The 19,888-nt window shown below is 34.8% G+C and carries 14 protein-coding genes and 1 tRNA gene; 13 read left to right on the forward strand and 2 right to left on the reverse strand.

Annotation, left to right across the window (positions count from 1 at the left end; all coding sequences use genetic code 11):
- The first annotated feature begins 252 nt into the window (after window positions 1-252).
- The 12 genes from rpsL (at window position 253) to ABWU45_RS05980 (ending at window position 16,158) form a co-directional block, all read left to right on the forward strand.
- On the forward strand, window positions 253-627 hold the full coding sequence (gene rpsL, locus ABWU45_RS05925; RefSeq protein WP_353278205.1) for a 30S ribosomal protein S12: 375 nt from the start codon (window positions 253-255) through the stop codon (window positions 625-627).
- 5 nt (window positions 628-632) lie between these two features.
- Window positions 633-1,109 (forward strand): 30S ribosomal protein S7, encoded by a 477-nt coding sequence (gene rpsG, locus ABWU45_RS05930; protein WP_211908503.1) that lies wholly within the window; start codon window positions 633-635, stop codon window positions 1,107-1,109.
- Between the two features lie 21 nt (window positions 1,110-1,130).
- Window positions 1,131-3,206 carry an elongation factor G gene (gene fusA / locus ABWU45_RS05935; protein ID WP_264683055.1) on the forward strand — a complete coding sequence of 692 codons (2,076 nt, stop codon included), beginning with the start codon at window positions 1,131-1,133 and terminating at the stop codon, window positions 3,204-3,206.
- A 12-nt stretch (window positions 3,207-3,218) separates the two neighbouring features.
- Window positions 3,219-4,391, forward strand: a complete 1,173-nt coding sequence (gene tuf, locus ABWU45_RS05940; protein ID WP_213863921.1) for an elongation factor Tu — start codon at window positions 3,219-3,221, stop codon at window positions 4,389-4,391.
- A 12-nt stretch (window positions 4,392-4,403) separates the two neighbouring features.
- Window positions 4,404-4,476, forward strand: a tRNA-Trp gene (locus ABWU45_RS05945).
- Between the two features lie 19 nt (window positions 4,477-4,495).
- Window positions 4,496-4,696 (forward strand): preprotein translocase subunit SecE, encoded by a 201-nt coding sequence (secE, locus tag ABWU45_RS05950; RefSeq protein ID WP_007301991.1) that lies wholly within the window; start codon window positions 4,496-4,498, stop codon window positions 4,694-4,696.
- Window positions 4,686-5,522, forward strand: a complete 837-nt coding sequence (gene nusG / locus ABWU45_RS05955) for a transcription termination/antitermination protein NusG (RefSeq protein ID WP_353278207.1) — start codon at window positions 4,686-4,688, stop codon at window positions 5,520-5,522. Before secE ends, nusG begins: the two co-directional genes overlap by 11 nt.
- Window positions 5,523-5,524: 2 nt before the next feature.
- Window positions 5,525-5,965, forward strand: coding sequence for a 50S ribosomal protein L11 (locus ABWU45_RS05960; RefSeq protein ID WP_143689749.1), 441 nt, complete (start codon window positions 5,525-5,527; stop codon window positions 5,963-5,965).
- 4 nt (window positions 5,966-5,969) lie between these two features.
- Window positions 5,970-6,623: a 50S ribosomal protein L1 gene (rplA, locus tag ABWU45_RS05965; protein WP_213864005.1), complete on the forward strand. Its 654-nt coding sequence runs from the start codon at window positions 5,970-5,972 to the stop codon at window positions 6,621-6,623.
- A 12-nt stretch (window positions 6,624-6,635) separates the two neighbouring features.
- Window positions 6,636-7,154 (forward strand): 50S ribosomal protein L10, encoded by a 519-nt coding sequence (gene rplJ / locus ABWU45_RS05970; protein ID WP_007301987.1) that lies wholly within the window; start codon window positions 6,636-6,638, stop codon window positions 7,152-7,154.
- A 24-nt stretch (window positions 7,155-7,178) separates the two neighbouring features.
- On the forward strand, window positions 7,179-7,580 hold the full coding sequence (rplL, locus tag ABWU45_RS05975; protein ID WP_007301986.1) for a 50S ribosomal protein L7/L12: 402 nt from the start codon (window positions 7,179-7,181) through the stop codon (window positions 7,578-7,580).
- Window positions 7,581-7,638: 58 nt separating this feature from the next.
- The gene (locus ABWU45_RS05980) at window positions 7,639-16,158 is read left to right on the forward strand and encodes a DNA-directed RNA polymerase subunit beta/beta' (protein WP_353278209.1); all 8,520 of its coding nucleotides are present in this window, start codon (window positions 7,639-7,641) and stop codon (window positions 16,156-16,158) included.
- 34 nt (window positions 16,159-16,192) lie between these two features.
- On the opposite strand, the gene dusB is transcribed toward ABWU45_RS05980, so the two are convergent.
- Together dusB and ABWU45_RS05990 are read right to left on the reverse strand one after the other, a co-directional pair.
- Window positions 16,193-17,143: a tRNA dihydrouridine synthase DusB gene (gene dusB, locus ABWU45_RS05985; RefSeq protein WP_264683061.1), complete on the reverse strand. Its 951-nt coding sequence runs from the start codon at window positions 17,141-17,143 to the stop codon at window positions 16,193-16,195.
- Window positions 17,144-17,150: 7 nt separating this feature from the next.
- Window positions 17,151-18,506 carry an OTU domain-containing protein gene (locus ABWU45_RS05990; RefSeq protein WP_353278211.1) on the reverse strand — a complete coding sequence of 452 codons (1,356 nt, stop codon included), beginning with the start codon at window positions 18,504-18,506 and terminating at the stop codon, window positions 17,151-17,153.
- 70 nt (window positions 18,507-18,576) lie between these two features.
- Between ABWU45_RS05990 and serS the strand changes: the two genes are divergently transcribed.
- On the forward strand, window positions 18,577-19,857 hold the full coding sequence (gene serS / locus ABWU45_RS05995) for a serine--tRNA ligase (protein ID WP_353278213.1): 1,281 nt from the start codon (window positions 18,577-18,579) through the stop codon (window positions 19,855-19,857).
- Window positions 19,858-19,888: the final 31 nt, after the last annotated feature.

The following is a 19,888-nucleotide window of genomic DNA, read 5'->3' on the forward strand; positions in this document are numbered from 1 at the left end:
TTATTTTCTGCATATTCTTTGATAGCCATCACAGTATATTACTTGTTCCATATCTATATTAATTCGACCACAGCAAGTGATAATTTCTTAATATTAAAACCAATATGCGCTTTAGCATATAATTATCAGTAGCTTTCAAAGCAATTAGGCTGAGATTATTAGAGTAGTAATGTTTATTTTTATATTGACTATTGAGGTTTATTATTTTATAACTAAGACTTAGTTATTTTTAGAGTTTTAAGTTTACAGTATATGCCTACGATAAATCAATTAATATGTAAAGGTAGATCAGGGTTAACTCGCAAGAAGAAGGTGCCAGCTTTGGGAAAATGCAATCCTCAAAGAAGGGGTGTTTGCACTAAGGTATATACTACAACTCCTAGAAAGCCTAATTCAGCACTACGTAAGGTAGCTAGAGTAAAGATTAGTGGATACGGTGAAGTGACGGCTTATATACCTGGCGAAGGTCATAATTTACAAGAGCATTCCGTTGTTTTAATAAGTGGTGGGCGAGTTAAGGATTTGCCGGGTGTACGTTATCACATAATAAGAGGTGCTCTTGATCTACGTGGTGTGCAAAATCGAAAGAAAGCTCGTTCAAAATATGGTGTAAAGAAATCTGGTTAAAATTTATGGCACGTCGTAATAAAGCAAAAAAAAGAACAAGCCCTGACTCTCGTTATGGTAGTGTCTTGCTTATGCGTTTTATTAATATAATTATGAAATGTGGTAAAAAATCTATTGCAGAAAAGATTGCTTATAGTGCTTTGTCCTTAGCTGAAAAGAAAATAGGCAAAGATGCCTTATCAATTTTTGAAACAGCAGTAGAAAATGTTACCCCTTCTATAGAAGTACGCTCTCGGCGTATTGGTGGTGCAACTTATCAAGTCCCTGTTGAAATTCGTCAAGATAGAGCAATTTCTTTGGCATTAAGGTGGATTGCTAGAGCAACTTCTGCTGCTCGAAAAAAGAGCGGTAGAACTACTATTTATTGTTTGCAGTCTGAAATATTAGATGCTTATAATAAATGTGGTGGTGCATTTAAGATGTGTGAAGAAAAGTATAAAATGGCTGAAGCTAATAAGGCATTTTCTCATCTTCGTTTTTAATATTAGCTGATTGATTGTGGTATGGAAGTTTTAATATCTAGGTATAGAAATATAGGAATAATGGCTCATATAGATGCTGGCAAGACCACCACAACAGAGCGTATTTTATTTTATACTGGTAAACAAAATAGGATTGGTGAAGTGCACGATGGTGCAGCTTCTATGGATTGGATGGAGCAAGAGAAGGAGCGTGGCATTACAATTACCTCTGCTGCAACAACATGTTTTTGGAATGATCATAGGATTAATATAATAGATACTCCTGGTCATGTTGATTTCACTATTGAGGTTGAGAGATCTTTGAGGGTTTTGGATGGTGCAGTTGCTGTATTTGATGGAGTTGCTGGAGTTGAGCCTCAGTCTGAGACAGTTTGGCGTCAAGCTGATAAATATACCGTTCCTCGTATCTGCTTTGTTAATAAAATGGATAGAATCGGGGCAAATTTTTATCGATGTGTCGATATGATAAAAACAAAGCTTGGCGCATCACCTTTAGTTATTCAGTTGCCAATAGGAAGTGAGAAAGATTTTAAAGGCATAATCGATCTTATTTCTATGAAAGCTATTATATGGCAAGAAGAAACATTAGGTGCTAAATTTTCTTATGAAGATATTCCTTCTGATTTGCTTGATAAGGCTCAAGAGTATCGAAATCTTTTATTAGATGCTGCAGCTGAAATGGATGATGAGGCGATAAATACTTACTTTGAATCTAACGATCTGCCAATTGATTTATTGAAAAAGTGTGTGAGAAGCGGGACCATTAAAGGAAAATTTGTCCCTGTATTATGTGGGTCAGCTTTTAAAAACAAAGGTGTGCAATCACTTTTAGATGGTGTGGTTGATTTTTTACCCTCTCCTATTGATGTTGATGTAATTATTGGAACTGATCCTAAAGATTCAGAAAAGAAAATTGAGATCAAACCTTCAGAAAAAGAGAAATTCGTTGCTCTTGCGTTTAAAGTGATGACGGATAAATTTGTAGGTAGCTTGACGTTTATTCGTATTTATTCTGGTAAGTTAAAATCTAAATCTGCTGTGTTAAATGCTGGAAAGAATGAGACTGAAGGAATTGGTAGAATGTTGCTTATGCATGCAAATAACAGAGAAGATATAAACGAAGCTAAAGTTGGCGATATAGTTGCCTTAGTTGGATTAAAGAAAACAATTACTGGTGATACTTTATGTTCATCTGATTTTCCTATACTATTAGAGCGTATGGAATTTCCTGATCCTGTTATTGAAATTGCTATAGAACCGAAAACCACCTCAGATCAGGAAAAATTAGGTGTTGCTTTGAATAGATTGGTTGCAGAAGATCCTTCTTTAAGGATGTCAGTAAATGCGGAGAGTGGCCAGACTATATTGAAAGGTATGGGTGAGCTGCATCTTGAGATTATTATTGATAGAATGAAGCGCGAGTTTAATGTTGAAGCTAACGTTGGTGCGCCTCAAGTTGCATATCGTGAAACTATCACTAAATCTGTTGAAATTGATTACACTCATAAAAAACAATCAGGTGGTGCTGGTCAGTTTGCTAAAGTTAAAATAAAATTCGAACCTCTTGAGCCTGGTTTTGGCTTTCAGTTTGAAAGTAAAATTGTAGGCGGTGCTATTCCAAAAGAGTATATACCTGGAGTGCAAAATGGCTTAGAGTTGATAAAAGAAGGTGGTATAATTTCTGGCTTTCCATTGATTGATTTTAAGGCTACTCTTCTTGATGGTGCTTTTCATGATGTTGATTCTAGTCCTTTGGCTTTTGAACTTGCTGCTAAAGGTGCTTTTAAGGAAATGGCAAATAAAGCTGGTCCAAAAATGCTAGAACCTATAATGAAAGTGGAAATCATTACTCCTGAAGAATATATGGGTGATGTTATGGGTGATATAAATAGTAGAAGAGGCAGTGTTGTTGATATGCTGGATTTAGGTAATAATAGCAAAATAATTACTGCTTCGGTTCCTCTTGCAAATATGTTTGGTTATATAAATGTTTTGCGTTCTATATCTCAGGGAAGAGCTCAGTATAGTATGCATTTTTCTTGTTATGAACAAGTGCCACAATATGTGGTTGATGAGTTAAAGTTAAAGTATAATTAAAGGTTAGTAATTATGACAGCGATAGTAGAAGCATTTGGAAAGCCGCATGTAAACGTGGGAACGATAGGACATGTGGATCATGGGAAGACAACGTTAACAGCGGCGATAACAAAGCATTATGGTAATTTTGTAGCATATGATCAAATAGATAAAGCGCCAGAAGAAAGAAAGAGAGGTATAACAATAGCAACAGCGCATGTTGAATATCAAACAGAAAAGAGACATTATGCACACGTTGATTGCCCTGGACATGCTGATTATGTAAAGAATATGATAGTAGGTGCAGCACAGATGGATGCAGCGATATTGGTAGTGTCAGGGGTTGATGGGCCGATGCCACAAACGAGAGAGCATATATTGCTGGCAAAACAGGTGGGTGTTGGATATATCGTGGTATATATAAATAAAGCTGATGTTGCTGATGCTGATATGATAGATTTGGTAGAAATGGAAGTGAGAGAGTTGCTGAGTAAGTATGGATTTCCAGGTGATGAAGTGCCTGTGATAGTTGGGTCTGCGTTAAAAGCATTAGAGGATGATAGTAGTGAGTATGGAAAGAAATCAATAGATAAATTGATGGAGAAGTTAGATGAGTATGTGGTAGCACCTAAAAGGCTTATAGATTTGCCGTTTTTGTTGCCAATAGAAGATGTATTTTCAATATCGGGCCGAGGGACGGTAGTAACAGGAAGAATAGAGAAGGGGGAGATAAAGGCAGGAGATGAGATAGAGATAATAGGTCTGAAAGCGACGCAAAAGACGATATGTACTGGTGTTGAGATGTTTAAGAAGTTGCTAGATAAGGGAAGTGCAGGACTCAATGTAGGAATACTACTAAGAGGAACAAAGAGAGAAGAAGTGGAGAGAGGGCAAGTATTGGCAAAACCAGGGACAATAACCCCGCATAGAAAGTTTAAGGCGGAGGTGTATATATTGAAGAAAGAAGAAGGAGGAAGGCATACACCATTTTTTGGAAATTATCAGCCACAGTTTTATTTAAGGACAACGGATGTAACTGGGAGCATAAAATTGCTAGATGGAAAGGAGATGGTAATGCCAGGGGACAATGTAAGTATAGAAGTGGAGTTGCAAGTACCAATAGCAATGGATAAAGGATTGCGTTTTGCGATAAGAGAAGGTGGTAGAACTGTTGGTTCTGGCGTTGTTTCGGAAATTTTAGAGTAAACTTTGAATTATAGGAGTGTAGCTCAATTGGTAGAGCGCTGGTCTCCAAAACCAGAGGTTGTAGGTTCAATTCCTATCGCTCCTGCATTAATATTATGGTAGAAATGTTAAAAAACCTGTATGTTTTTTTTTGCGATATAAAGCAAGAAATAAGGAGAATTGCTTGGATAAAAAAACAGCAGGTATTGTCATCTTTGTTTATTGTAATAACTGTTATATTATGCTTTTCGATTTTCTTTTGCTTCGTAGATTTTATGTCTCTTTACGTAATTAAGACTTTATTTGGAATTATTTATGGAATATAAGTATAAATGGTATATCATTAAAGTCGATTACGGGTATGAGAAGGATATATGCGAGTTGGCAACCAATACTGTTTACTTTAAGGAGGTGTTTATTCCTTATCAGACAGTATGTGATGTAAAATCTGATATAAAAGAGTTATGTGAAGTATATATATGTATGCATCTGTGTGATGAAAGCAAAAATATTTTGAATCAAATGACTGGGTTTTGTGGTGATGAGTCTGGTCATTTTGAGATGATTTCAGATGATGAAGTAATTTTAAAACGTAAGGAATTTAATAGGTATAAGTGGTACATTTTAAGAGTTGCCTCTAATTATGAAGAGAAAGTGCGCCAATATATATTAGAAAATTCTATGAGATTGAATATTAATAATTATTTTAATAGGGTTTTTATTCCTTGTGAAGAATTAAGTGAGATGGATTTAAAATCTAAAAAAAATGCTAAACGAAGGAAGTCCTTTCCTGGTTATGTCTTTTTATACATGAATTTATGCGATGAGGTATTAAATTTTATTAATAATATACCAAAATCTCTTAAGGTTTATGGATTTTTGAAAAATGGTAATGTTCCAAAGGTGATTGAGGATAATGAGATTCGTTCAATGTGTAGTGCGCTTTACAATGCTCAAGAAACGAAAAAGTTGAGTTATGGTTATGAGAAAGGTGAAAAAGTAAAAATTAATGATGGTCTTTTTCAAAATTTTACTGGTAAGGTAGATATGGTAGATGACGAGAAAAAAATTATTAATGTTGAAGTATCAATCTTAGGTAAGCCAACAATAATAGAGCTTGATTTGGCTCAAGTAGAGAAAATAGAGGATTAATTATGAGTAATATAGTTGCTAAGATTAACTTACTTATGGAAGCTGGGAAAGCAGTTCCAGGACCGAAAATTGCTTCAGTACTTGGCCCGCGTGGTATACCTGTTCCTAAATTTTGTGAAGCTTTTAATAAAGCTACTAGCGCTGCTAACGCTAGTTATAAAGTAGGTGATTTAGTAACAGTGAGAATTTCCATAAAGGATGATCGCTCTCATGATTTTACTGTCAGCGGTCCGCCTGTGGCTTATTTGCTTAAGCAGGAAGCTAAATTAAGTAAAGGTTCTGGTAATTCTGGTAAAGAATTAGTGGCTAAATTATCTATGTCTGCTATCATTAAAGTGGCAAAGTGTAAGATGGTTGATATGAAAGTGGATAATGAAGATTCAGCAGTGAAGATGGTTATAGGCACTGCAAAATCTATGGGTATAGAAGTTGTGGAAGGTTAGGTAAATGAGTACATATAATGATAATTCTAAGCAGTGTTTGGAGAAGATTGTTGAGTCTGCTTCAGCAAAATTTAATGAATCAGTTGATATCGCAGTCAATTTAGGTGTAGATTCACGTAAATCTGAAGAGCAGGTGCGTGGTACAGTAGTTTTGCCTAAAGGTATCGGGAAGAATATTAAAGTAGCTGTTTTTGCTCAAGATAAACATTTATTAGAAGCTGAAAAAGCTGGTGCTGATATTACAGGAGGAGAAGATTTAGTTGAAGAGATAAAAAAAGGTAGAAAGTTGAATGTTGATTGGTGCATCACTACTCCTGATTTCATGGCAAAAATCACTCCTATTGCAAAAGTATTGGGTGCTAAAGGGCTGATGCCTAACCCTAAATTTGGTACTGTGACTTCTAACATTGCGGAAGCTACTAAAACCATTAAGTCTGGTCAAATAAAATTCAGGACGGATAAAAATGGGGTTATTCATGGTAAATTAGGAAGTATTAAATTTGATATTGATGATTTGCTGGAAAATTTAAAAGCCTTTCTTAAAGTAATTAGAGACAATAAACCTGCTTCTGTGAAAGGAGTTTACTTTAAAAGCGTTTTTTTAAATTCAACTATGGGTAAAGCTCATAAAATAAACAAAGTAGAAGATATAATTTAAGGGAGCGAAATTGTGAAGCGTAAAGATAAGGATGAATTTATACAAAACATAATGAATGTGTTTGTAAATAATGATTTCTTAATATTGGTAAATTTCAAGTCTATGAATGTTAGCAATTCATTAATTCTTAGGAATAGTCTAAAATCTGTAATGGGTGGGATGTTAGTAGTTAAAAATACTCTAGCTTGCTTGGCTTTGGAAAGGACTGGTAAATTTTCTTATTTATCAGGTAAATTTTCTGGTTCTGTTGCTATTATATATTCTAGTGCTATAGTAGAAGCTGCAAAGTTAATAGTTGATTTTATTAATGCTAACAAAGAAAAAATGTCTGTGATTTGTGCGGCTCATATAAATGAATTATTAACAGTGGAAGATGTTAACAAATTGGCTAAGCTTCCCTCTCTGGATGAATTGCGTGTTAAAATTATGCGTTTAATATCTTATGATATTCCTGCTCGGTTAGCATTATCTATTAATTCATCTTCTATGAGGCTTATGAGAGTTTTGGATTACTATAGTTCTAAAAAATAAATTTGTTGTTAAATGGTGGTAAGTATGAATAATGTAACAAGTGATTTGGTTGATAAAATATTATCTTTAAATCTATTAGAAGCTTCTGAACTTGTAAAAGTTCTAGAAGAAAAAATAGGGTTGCCTAGTGGTTCTTTTCTTGGTGGGGCTGTTGGTGCTGGGGTGCCTATTAGTGATAATGCTAATGCTCCTGTTGCTCAAGAAAAAGCTGAATATAAAGTTGTAATCAAAGAGATTGATGCAAGCAAAAAAATAGGAGTGATTAAAGCTATTAGAGAAGTTAATTCTACATTGAATTTAAAAGAAGCGAAAGAATTAGTTGAGTCTTTACCCAAAGATTTGACTGCTAATGTTTCTAAAGACGAAGCAGAAAAAATAAAGCAAAAACTTATTGAAGCAGGAGCAACTAAAGTTGAGCTTGAATAAAATGTTAGTATATTAATTTTATGTTGATATAGCTCTTTTAATTAGTGAAGGTATTTTAATGGTTGATTCTTCTTATATGTGTGCTTCTAGTGCTTTTGTTCCTAGAGTTTCTTATTCCAGGTCGATTGATTTAAAAGATTCTTTGTTGGATTTGGTTAAAGTCCAAAAGGGGTCATATAATTCCTTTACTCCTAATAATGAGAGTAATGAAAGACTTGAAGCTATCTTTCATACAATTTTTCCAATATCTGATCCTTTGCATAGGGCTACTATCGAATTTTTGAATTGTAGGGTAGATGATCTTAAGTATAGTGAATCTGAATGTATAAAACGTGGTATAACTTTTTCTGCTCAGGTTATTGCTTCTATACGTCTTGTTATTATGCAGGATGGTGTTTCTCTTGAAAAATATCAAGAGATTAAAGAAGATGATGATCATTCTAAGCTTGCAACTGTTATAAAATCTGCTGAAGAGCAGGAGGTTCGCTTTTGTGAACTGCCTATGATGACTGATAAAGGTACTTTCATCATCAATGGCGTAGAGAAAGTTATCGTTTCACAAATGCATAGATCTCCTGGAGTGTTTTTTGATAGTGATAAGGGAAAAACTTACAATTCTGGCAAATTGATCTATTCTGCTAGAGTTATTCCTTATAGAGGTTCTTGGCTTGATATTGAGTTTGATGTTAAAGATCATTTGTATTTTCGTATTGATAGAAAGAGAAAGTTGCCAATATCAGTTTTATTAAAGGCTTTGGGCTTATCAAATAATGACATACTTAATAAATTTTATGAAAAAATAGAGTATATAAAACATAAAAGTGGCTGGAGAGTACCTTTTTCCCCTGATAAATTCAAGGGAGTGAGGCTTCCTTTTGATTTAAAGAATGTTGAAGGCAATGTGTTACTTAAAGCTAATGTTCGTATTACTTCAAAATTAGCTAAAAATCTATATGATAACGGATTGAAAGAGTATCTAATTCCTTATGATTCTATATGTGGTTTATTTCTTGCAGAAGATTTAATAGATAGTGCTAGTTCTACAAAAGTCTTATCTGCTGGTGAATCTATAAAATTAGAGGATATAAAAAAGCTTGAATTATTATCTATAGATAAAATATCAGTGTTGAACATAGATAATGTTTCTGTTGGACCTTACATATTAAACACACTTTTCTTAGATGAAAACATGTCTTATGAGAACGCTCTATATGAAATATATAAGGTCTTGCGTCCTGGTGAAGTTCCTGTTTTAAAGATAGTAGAGGAGTTTTTTCGTAATCTTTTCTTCAGTCCGGAATATTATGATTTGTCTAACATTGGTAGATTAAAACTTAACTCTTGCCTTGGGTTAAATTATGAGGAAAATTTAACTACTTTAACACATGAAGACATTATTGAAATTATAAGAAAAATAGTATTGTTACGTGATGGTCAAGGATCTGTAGATGATATTGATCATTTAGCAAATAGAAGAGTCCGTTCAGTTGGAGAGTTTATAGAAAATCAATTTAGAACTGGATTATTAAAATTGGGACGGGCAGTAGTTGATTCTATGTCTACTTCTAGTTTAGATAAAGTCTCTCCATCTGATTTTATAAATCCAAAAGTGTTAACCAATGTCTTAAGAGATTTTTTCAACTCTTCCCAATTATCTCAATTTATGGATCAGACTAATCCATTATCTGAAATAACACATAAAAGAAGGTTGTCAGCGTTAGGTCCTGGTGGTTTAACAAGAGAGAGGGCGGGATTTGAAGTGCGTGATGTTCATCCAACTCATTACGGAAGAATTTGCCCTATTGAAACTCCTGAGGGGCAGAATATAGGCTTAATTAACAGCTTAGCTATATACGCTCGTATTAATAAATATGGGTTCATTGAAAGTCCTTATAGGAAAGTAGTTAATAAGGTTGTTACTGATCAAATTGAGTATCTGTCTGCTATAGATGAAGGTTTATATTATATAGCCGATACCAGCGCAAAGCTTGATGAGAACAACTGCTTTGTTGATGATATGTTATACTGTAGGTATGCTGGTACCTTTGTAATGGTAAATAGTAATCAAGTAAGTTACATTGATTTATCTCCTAAGCAGGTAATATCGGTTGCTGCTTCTTTAATTCCATTTTTAGAAAATGATGATGCTAATAGAGCGTTAATGGGTTCAAATATGCAGCGTCAGGCTGTACCTTTATTGAAGCCTACTGCTCCTTTGGTTGCTACTGGCATGGAATCTTTCGTAGCTTCTGGCTCTGGTGCTGTAGTTTTAGCAAAACGTGGTGGCATAGTTGACAGCTCAGATAGTAACTCTATAGTTATACGTGCTTTTGACAAAGGAGGAATTAACTACTTGGATGTAGATATTTATCATCTAAGAAAATTTCAGCGTTCTAACCATAATACTTGTATTAACCAGAAACCACTGGTGCATGTAGGTGATTGTGTTAAGGAAGGTGATGTGATAGCTGATGGTCCTGCTATTAATAACGGTGAATTGGCACTTGGCCAAAACTTGCTAGTCGCTTTTATGTCTTGGCAAGGTTATAATTTTGAAGACTCAATCATTATTTCTAGTGAAGTTGTTAAAAAAGATCTATTTACTTCTATTCATATAGAAGAATTTGAATGTGTTGTACATGACACTCCTTTAGGGTCGGAAAAAATAACTCGTGCCATACCCGGTGTTAATGAAGAAAATCTTTATCACTTGGATGATAGTGGTATAGTAAAGGTTGGTACAAGAGTTGGTCCAGGTTATATTTTGGTGGGGAAAGTTACACCTAAGCATTCTCTTTCATTGCCTCCTGAGACAAAATTGTTAATGACAATTTTTGGTGAAAAGTCATTTGATTGTGTGGATTCCTCTTTATATACATCTCCAGATATTGAAGGGATAGTCATTGATGTGCAGGTCTTTACACGCAGAGGGGAAGAAGAAAACGAAAGGGCGTTTCTTATTAAACAAAAAGAGGCAAACGACTTTGAGAAAGAACGAGACCATATAATCAATGTTATTAATCAATATTTCTATGATGAATTAAGAAAAATTCTTATTAATTCTGGCTCTCAAGATCGAGAAAGTATTAATTTTATTGAACGTGAGGGATGGTGGGATATAGGATTGAAAAACCAATCTATTTCTAAGCAAGTTGAGAGCTTAAAAAAAGATTTTGATGAAAAAGTATCACATGCAATAGCAAACTTTAAGCAAAAAATAGAAAAATTGCATGAAGGTTATGATCTGCCTCAAGGTGTGTCGATGTCAGTAAAAGTTTTTATTGCTGTAAAACATAGTTTGCAGCCAGGGGATAAAATGGCTGGTAGACATGGAAATAAAGGTGTGATTTCTCGAGTTGTTCCAGTAGAAGATATGCCTTATTTAGAAGATGGTACTCCTATTGATATTATTCTTAACCCTCTTGGCGTTCCTTCACGAATGAATGTAGGGCAAATATTGGAAACGCATGTAGGTTGGGCTTGTAAAAAATTAGGAGAAAAAGTAGGCAATATTCTTGATGAGATCAATAAAATCAAACGTGCTTTTTGTGAGGGAATTAGATCTCTCAGTGATGATGATTTTGTAAAATTTGCAGCAGTATATCTTGATAATAAAAAATGTGAGGATATTAATGATGATGAAATAACGGCTTCTATTTTAGATACGCCTAATAAGGATGAATTAAATAATGAATTGACTACATTAGTAGAGAATTATTTTAACTCTTGTAAAGATGTACACAGTAGTTTACGTCACTTCCTGATTGAGGTTTATAGTTGTGGCAGTAATTTATCTATTTGTAATAATATTCGTGATATTAATGATAATCACCTCATTGAATTTGCGCATAAGTTGCGTGATGGCATTCCTGTTACTGCACCTGTATTTGAAGGTCCAAAAGATGAACAAATAGTAAAGCTATTTGAACTTGCTGGATTGGATAACTCTGGGCAAGTTGTATTATATGATGGTTGCTCGGGTGAGAAGTTTGATCGCAAAGTTACAGTTGGTTACATGTACATGCTTAAGTTGCATCACTTAGTAGATGGTAAAATTCATGCGCGTTCAGTAGGACCTTATAGTTTGGTTACTCAACAACCTCTTGGAGGAAAGTCTCATTTCGGTGGTCAGCGTTTTGGTGAAATGGAATGTTGGGCATTGCAAGCCTACGGTGCTGCTTACACTTTGCAGGAAATGTTAACTGTGAAGTCTGATGACATTAATGGCAGGGTTAAGATTTATGAATCGGTAATAAAAGGTGACAGTAACTTTGAATGTGGAATTCCTGAATCCTTTAATGTCATGATAAAAGAGTTGCGTTCCTTGTGTTTTAATGTGGATTTGAAGCAAAATGACATAGTAATTGAAGATATATCTCACACTAATATCGCACAATCTTTTAATGAGGTTAGCATTTCCATTGCTAGCCCTGAAAGTATTAAACGTATGTCTTATGGAGAGATAACAGATGTTTCAACTGCAAACTACCGTACATTCAAAGTTGAGAAAGGTGGATTATTTTGTCCTAAAATTTTTGGTCCTGTCAATGATGATGAATGTTTATGTGGAAAGTACAAAAAAAGAAGACATAGGGGCCGTATATGCGAAAAATGTGGAGTAGAAGTTACATCTTCTAAAGTAAGAAGAGAAAGAATGGGTCATATAGAGCTTGCATCTCCTGTTGCTCATATATGGTTTTTGAAGTCACTTCCTTCAAGAATTGGAGCATTATTAGATATGTCTCTTAGAGATATCGAAAGTATTTTATATAGTGATAATTATGTTGTAATAGATCCCCTTGTTTCCTCTTTTGAAAAAGGTGAAATTATTAGTGAGAAAGCTTATAATGAAGCTAAAGATAGCTATGGGGTCGATAGCTTTATAGCTATGCAAGGTGTTGAAGCTATAAGAGAATTGCTAACACGCCTTGATTTACATGAAATTAGGAAGAATTTAAGACAGGAGTTAGAGTCTGTTGCTTCTGAAATGAGAAGAAAGAAAATTATAAAGAGATTACGTATTGTTGAAAATTTTATCAAGTCTGGAAACAGACCTGAGTGGATGATACTTACAGCTATACCTATTTTACCACCTGACTTGCGTCCCTTGGTATCGCTTGAAAGTGGTCGACCTGCAGTTTCTGATTTAAATCATCATTATAGAACTATTATTAATAGAAATAATAGATTGAGAAAATTGTTAAGTTTAAATCCTCCTGAGATTATGATTCGTAATGAGAAAAGAATGTTACAAGAGGCAGTTGATTCTCTTTTTGATAATAGTCGTCGTAATGCTCTGGTAAATAAAGCTGGCGCTACTGGATATAAAAAGTCTATTAGCGATATGCTGAAAGGAAAGCAAGGTCGTTTCCGTCAGAATCTTTTAGGAAAAAGGGTAGATTATTCTGGACGTTCTGTAATAGTTGTTGGTCCAACTTTAAAACTAAATCAGTGTGGATTACCGAAAAGAATGGCTCTTGAGTTATTCAAGCCTTTTGTTTACTCAAGGCTTAAAATATATGGAATGGCTCCAACTATTAAATTTGCTAGTAAGTTAATAAGAGCAGAAAAGCCAGAAGTCTGGGATATGCTTGAAGAAGTAATAAAAGAGCATCCTGTTTTGCTAAATAGAGCGCCTACGCTACATAGGCTTGGTATTCAGGCTTTTGAGCCAGTCCTTATTGAAGGTAAAGCAATACAGCTCCATCCACTTGTTTGTACAGCATTTAACGCTGACTTTGATGGTGATCAAATGGCGGTACATGTGCCAATTTCATTGGAAGCTCAACTTGAAGCTAGAGTGTTGATGATGTCAATTAATAACGTTTTAAGTCCTTCTAATGGAAGACCGATTATAGTTCCTAGTAAAGATATAGTGCTTGGTATATACTACCTAACTTTACAGCAACTTAAGGAGGATGATTTACCACTTTTCTGTTCTTTTTGTGAAGTTGAGCATTCCTTAAACAACGGTACTCTACATATTCATTCTCATATAAAGTACAAAATGGAATACATCAATAGCGATGGAAACATTCAGTATAAAACTATTTGTACAACTCCTGGACGTTTAATATTATGGCAGATTTTTCCTAAACATGAGAATCTAAGCTTCGATTTAATAAATCAGGTATTAACAGTTAAGGAAATAACTAGTATTGTTGATTTAGTATATCGTAGCTGCGGTCAAAGTGCTACAGTGGTATTTTCTGATAAATTGATGACACTTGGCTTTGAGTATGCTACATTTTCTGGTACTTCTTTTAGTCGTTGCGATATGGTCATACCTGAAACTAAAGCTACACACGTTGATTATACAAGGGGTGAAATTAAGAAATTTTCTGCACAGTATCAAGACGGACTAATCACTAAAAGTGAGAGGTATAATAAAGTTATAGATGAGTGGTCTAAGTGCACAGATATAATAGCGAATGATATGTTAAAAGCGATATCTGTGTATGATGAAAATAGTAAGTACAATTCAATATATATGATGGTTAGCTCAGGTGCAAGAGGTTCTACTTCCCAGATGAAGCAGTTAGCAGGAATGCGAGGGTTAATGACCAAACCTTCTGGTGAAATTATAGAAACACCTATAATTTCTAATTTTCGCGAAGGATTAAATGTATTTGAATACTTTAATTCTACTCACGGTGCGCGTAAAGGTTTAGCTGATACTGCACTTAAAACTGCAAACTCTGGATACTTAACTCGTCGCTTGGTTGATGTATCTCAAAATTGCATAGTTACAAAACATGACTGTAAAACGAAAAATGGCCTTATTGTAAGAGCTATAGTTGAAGGTAGTACTATAGTTGCATCTCTAGAGAGTGTTGTACTGGGTAGAACAGCTGCAAATGATATATATAACCCAGTAACCAAAGAGTTATTATTAAAAGCAGGGGAATTAATTGATGAAGATAAAGTAAAGCAAATCAACATTGCAGGTCTTGATGCTATAAAAATTAGATCGCCTTTAACTTGTGAAATAAGTCCTGGTGTGTGTTCTTTGTGTTATGGAAGAGACCTTGCAACTGGTAAAATTGTTTCAATAGGTGAAGCAGTTGGTGTTATCGCTGCTCAATCTGTTGGAGAGCCAGGTACTCAGTTAACGATGCGTACTTTCCATATAGGTGGGGTAATGACTAGAGGTATTGAATCCTCAAATATTATAGCTTCTATTAATGCTAGAATAAAACTAAACAATAGTAATATAATTATAGATAAAAACGGAAATAAAATTGTGATAAGCCGTTCCTGTGAAGTCGTTTTAATTGATAGCCTTGGTAGTGAAAAATTGAAGCACAGTGTGCCTTATGGTGCTAAACTTTATGTAAATGAGGGTGAGTTAGTAAAAATTGGTGATAAAGTTGCGGAATGGGATCCGTATACACTACCTATTATTACGGAAAAGAGTGGTACAATATCTTACCAGGATTTAAAAGATGGAATTTCAATCACTGAAGTGATGGATGAATCTACAGGAATATCAAATAGAGTAGTAAAAGATTGGAAATTGCACTCTGGTGTAGCTAATTTACGTCCTCGTATTGCACTGCTTGATGATAATGAAAAAGTAATAACACTTTCAAGTGGTGTGGAAGCATGTTACTTTATACCAGTTGGTGCAGTGCTTAATGTACAGGATGGCCAAAAGGTTCATTCAGGTGATGTTATCACAAGAACGCCGAGAGAGTCAGTTAGAACTCGTGATATTACTGGTGGCTTGCCTAAGGTTATAGAATTATTTGAAGCACGTCGTCCTAAAGAGCATGCTATCGTTAGTGAAATAGATGGCTATGTAACGTTCTCTGAAAAAGACCGTAGAGGAAAACGCAGTGTAGTAATTAAACCTGTAGATGAGCAAGCTTCTCAAGTTGAGTATTTAGTATCAAGAAGTAAGCATGTAATAGTCAATGAAGGTGATTTTGTGCGTAAAGGTGATTTATTGATGGATGGCGATCCTGATCTTCATGATATTCTACGTGTGCTTGGGTTAGAAGCGTTAGCACACTATATGATTTCTGAAATACAGCAAGTTTATAGATTGCAAGGTGTGCGCATAGATAACAAGCATTTAGAAGTGATCTTAAAGCAAATGCTACAAAAAGTAGAAATTACCGATCCTGGTGATACTATGTACTTAATTGGAGAAAATATCGACAGGCTGGAAATTGATAGAGAAAATGATGCTATGAATAACTCTGGAAAACGACCTGCTCATTATCTTCCTATTCTGCAGGGAATTACTAGAGCAAGCCTTGAAACTAATTCCTTTATTTCTGCTGCCTCTTTCCAAGAAACAACAAAAGTACTTACGGAAGCAGCATTTTGCGGAAAGAGTGATCCTTTGAGTGGGTTAAAAGAAAATGTTATAGTAGGAAGGTTAATTCCTGCTGGTACGGGTCTGATTATGAATAAGGTGAAAGCACTTTCGCTTTGTGAAAATATAGATAAATATGAAAAATATTTTGATATTGAGACTTATGACGAAAAATTGCTGAGTGATAATAGTTATCAATTACATTCTGATGAAGAAGAGAGTGTGGTGGCATCGCACTATGATCAGTCAAATTGAATATAGCTAATGAGGTAGTATGTTTAATCTGTTTTTAACTAAAAAAATCAATTATATTTTCTTTCACCTCTGTGCTGTCTATTATGTTATTTACTCTTACACGAAATTCAGATGAGTTTTGAAGCCCGCTACTGTACCATCCTATATGTTTGCGGGCCATCTTTATTCCTGTATCGCTTCCATAGTACTCAAGAATACTGTCATAATGCTTGAGTATTATGCTTAATCTCTCTGAGGCTGTTGGCTCAGAAACTTTATTTCCACTCAAAAAGTTTATTGCTTGATTAATCAGCCAAGGTTTGCCGTAAGCACCACGACCTATCATTACTCCATCTGCCCCAGATTCTTTAAGTGCACTTTGAACATCATTCAAACTCTTAATATCTCCATTTACTATAACTGGAATTTTTACCTGCTCTTTAACATTTCTAACGAATTTCCAATCTGCTTGACCATTATAAAGCTGTGCCCTTGTCCTTCCATGTACAGTAATCATCTTTGCTCCCAAATCTTCTGCAATTTTTGCCAAGCGCGGAGCATTACGATTTTCGTCATTCCATCCAGTACGCATTTTTACTGTAACTGGCACACTCACTGCCTTGACTACAGCTTCTATTATCTCAGCAGCCTTTTTTTCATCACGCATAAGTGCTGATCCTGCGTAACCGTTTACAACTTTTTTAACTGGACAACCAAAATTTATATCTATGATTTTCGCACCCATGTCCTCATTTAACTTTGCAGCTTCCGCCATAATATCAGGCTCACAACCAGCAAGTTGTACAGCGGTTAGTTCATCAACTTTTGCTTTTTGCATGCTCTGGCGAGTTTGCATGATCATAGCCCTGCTTGCAATCATTTCTGAGACTAACAAACCTGCACCAAGTTTTTTTACAATACTCCTAAACGGATAATCAGTCACTCCAGACATCGGAGCTAAAATTACTGGAGAATCAATAGCCAAATTTCCTATTTGGAGGGACACAGGCTTTCTAGTCGCTAGAAAATGCATTTTTAACACTATTATAAGCTGCTATTATAGCATCTTGCATAAATGAATTTGCTTTCTCTATAAGAGAAGGCTCCGCCTCTACTACCTTAGCTCTCTCGTAATGACCAGGTTTTAAGTATATTGTTTCTTGTTTTTTATTTCCCCATAGTTCGTTGTTCCGTTGATAACCTTCATTTATCATTTCAGGATTTGGCTTAAATATACCTTGATTATGTGATATATGAGGATGAAGGTGGATTTCGATATTTGCCAACGAAGCTAAGATAGGAATTTCTTCTATGAAAATAAAGTAATTTTGACTACTAATTGCCTCTAGATAAGATCTATAAATGGATTTGCCATTCAGAAAAGAATTTGTCACACTTTCGCTACTATAATTTTTGTCATATCTTTTTGTGCTGATAAGGTTATTAACAGCAAGTTCTCTTAAGTTACTACTCACTTCATTTTCAGGTAATCCTGTACTAAGTAGTTTTTTTATCAATTTTTCAACCTTTTTTTCAACCTTTTTTATTTTCTTTTTTGTGTGCTCAGCTAACTTTTCTATTTCCTTATACTTATCTGTTAGATCTCTTGGCCTGTCTAAAAACATATTAAAAACTGTCCGTAATTCAGCTCTTAAAGCAGGTGGCATTCTTTCATCATCTAAAGAATTGAATTGACTTAAAAATTTATGCCACTCTAATCTCATTTCTTGTGCTTTTTCAGCTCTATATTTACTGGAATCACCTTTCTTCGCTCCAAACACAGCATGGAAAAAGCAGTTACCGTCCCCTACAGTATAACATCGAACAACTTTTGTTTGTTTAGGTTGCTCACTTTTTGTTGAGCTGATACTAATACCACTATCTGTAGATGGAGAATAGGAATTTCTACGTACCCTCTTATCTGAATTATCTGTTTTTCTTGATATAGTATCTAGTCCACTATCCAATGATCTACATCTTGTGAATTTTTGCTCTTTTGGACTCTTTTCTTCCTTTACAGTTCCTTTTTCATCAACATAACCTTTTACCAAGTAAAATAAAGGTTCAATAACCATCTTGTATGTCGCTGCAAGCACTATTCCCATTAAGATCCAAGCTACAGGATGAAAAATTAGCATAGCAAGTGGTAAGGTTAAGAGGAAAGACCCCACTATCAGTCCCAAACAGCCGATAGTAACTGTAGCTGCTAAGTATATACCAAGCGCATAAATGGCAAATCTTCCACCAGCTTTAAGTTTGGTGAAGTGAGTACTCTCTTTAAATTCATCGTATTTTTCTATGACGCCTAACATATTATATTTTACGTTTATTAATTCTAGCAAATTATGAAGTAAAATCAATATTAACATTTATATGTAAAAATATTGAGCATTAAAAGCTTTTGAAGTACAGTAATAATGGTTAGTAATAGCACAATATATGCATGATATAGAATATATACGTAAGAACTTTGAAGAATTTGAGAAGGCAATGAAAAGCAGGGGAATTAGAGAATTTACTGCGGAAGAGATATTAGAAATTGATCACGAGAAAAGATCATTAACCACTAAACTGCAGGATTTAAATAGGCAGCGCAATGAAATCACAGAGGAAATAAAGAAGCTTAAAATGAGCAAGAGCCCTTGTGAAGAGCAAATAGAGTTGTCAAAAGACATCACGAATGAGATAGAGGCAATTAGCTTAAAGGAACAAGCAGAAAAGGATAAGTTAGTGAATGTTTTATCTAACTTGCCGAATATTCCTGCGCAAGATGTGCCAATAGGCGCAGATGAGAACTCTAATTTAGAGGTGAGAAGATATGGAGGAAAAAGACAGTTTGATTTTGTACCGGAATCTCATTATGAACTCGGAGAAAAATTAGGTTTAATAGACTTCGAACAAGCGGCGAAAATTTCCGGATCAAGATTTGCGATATTAAAAGGACAGTTAGCTAAGCTTGGACGAGCGCTAATAAATTTTATGCTTGAAATGCATGTTAATGAATTTGGCTATACTGAAGTGTACCACCCAGCTTTGGTGAAAAACGAAGCTATGTATAATGTTGGTCAGCTACCGAAATTTTCTGACGATTCGTATTTAACTACCGACGAATTGAGATTAATTCCCACAAGTGAAGTGTTTTTAACGAATTTGGTTGCTGATAAAATAGTAGAGGAAAAAGAACTGCCTATTCGTTTTACTGCGTATTCAGAGTGTTTTCGTAAAGAAGCAGGCAGCGCAGGACGAGACACCAGGGGCATGATAAGGCAACACCAATTTGGTAAAGTGGAGTTGGTGAGTATTACAGCTGAAGACCAATCAAATGATGAACTTGAGCGCATGACGAGTGTTGTTGAAGAGATATTAAAAAAACTAGAATTACCGTACAGAGTAATGCTACTTTGCAGTGGCGATATGGGTTTTGCTGCACAAAAGACTTATGACATAGAGGTATGGTTACCTGAGCAAAATAAATATAGAGAAATATCAAGCTGCTCAAATTGCGGTACGTTCCAGGCAAGAAGAATGAATACTAAATACTTCTTAGAAACTGACAGAAAAACAAAAAAATACGTTCACACTTTAAACGGCTCAGCTTTAGCCATAGGAAGAACAATTGTTGCCATAATGGAGAATTATCAAAATTCCGATGGGTCAGTTACAATACCAAACGTGTTGCAAAGATACATGAGTAATGATACTGTTATAAGCAAACAATAATTTTGACATATAGAAAAGCGAGGAAATAAAG

This window comes from Wolbachia endosymbiont (group B) of Longitarsus flavicornis, assembly GCF_964028135.1.
In the GTDB taxonomy this organism is placed as follows: Bacteria; Pseudomonadota; Alphaproteobacteria; order Rickettsiales; family Anaplasmataceae; genus Wolbachia.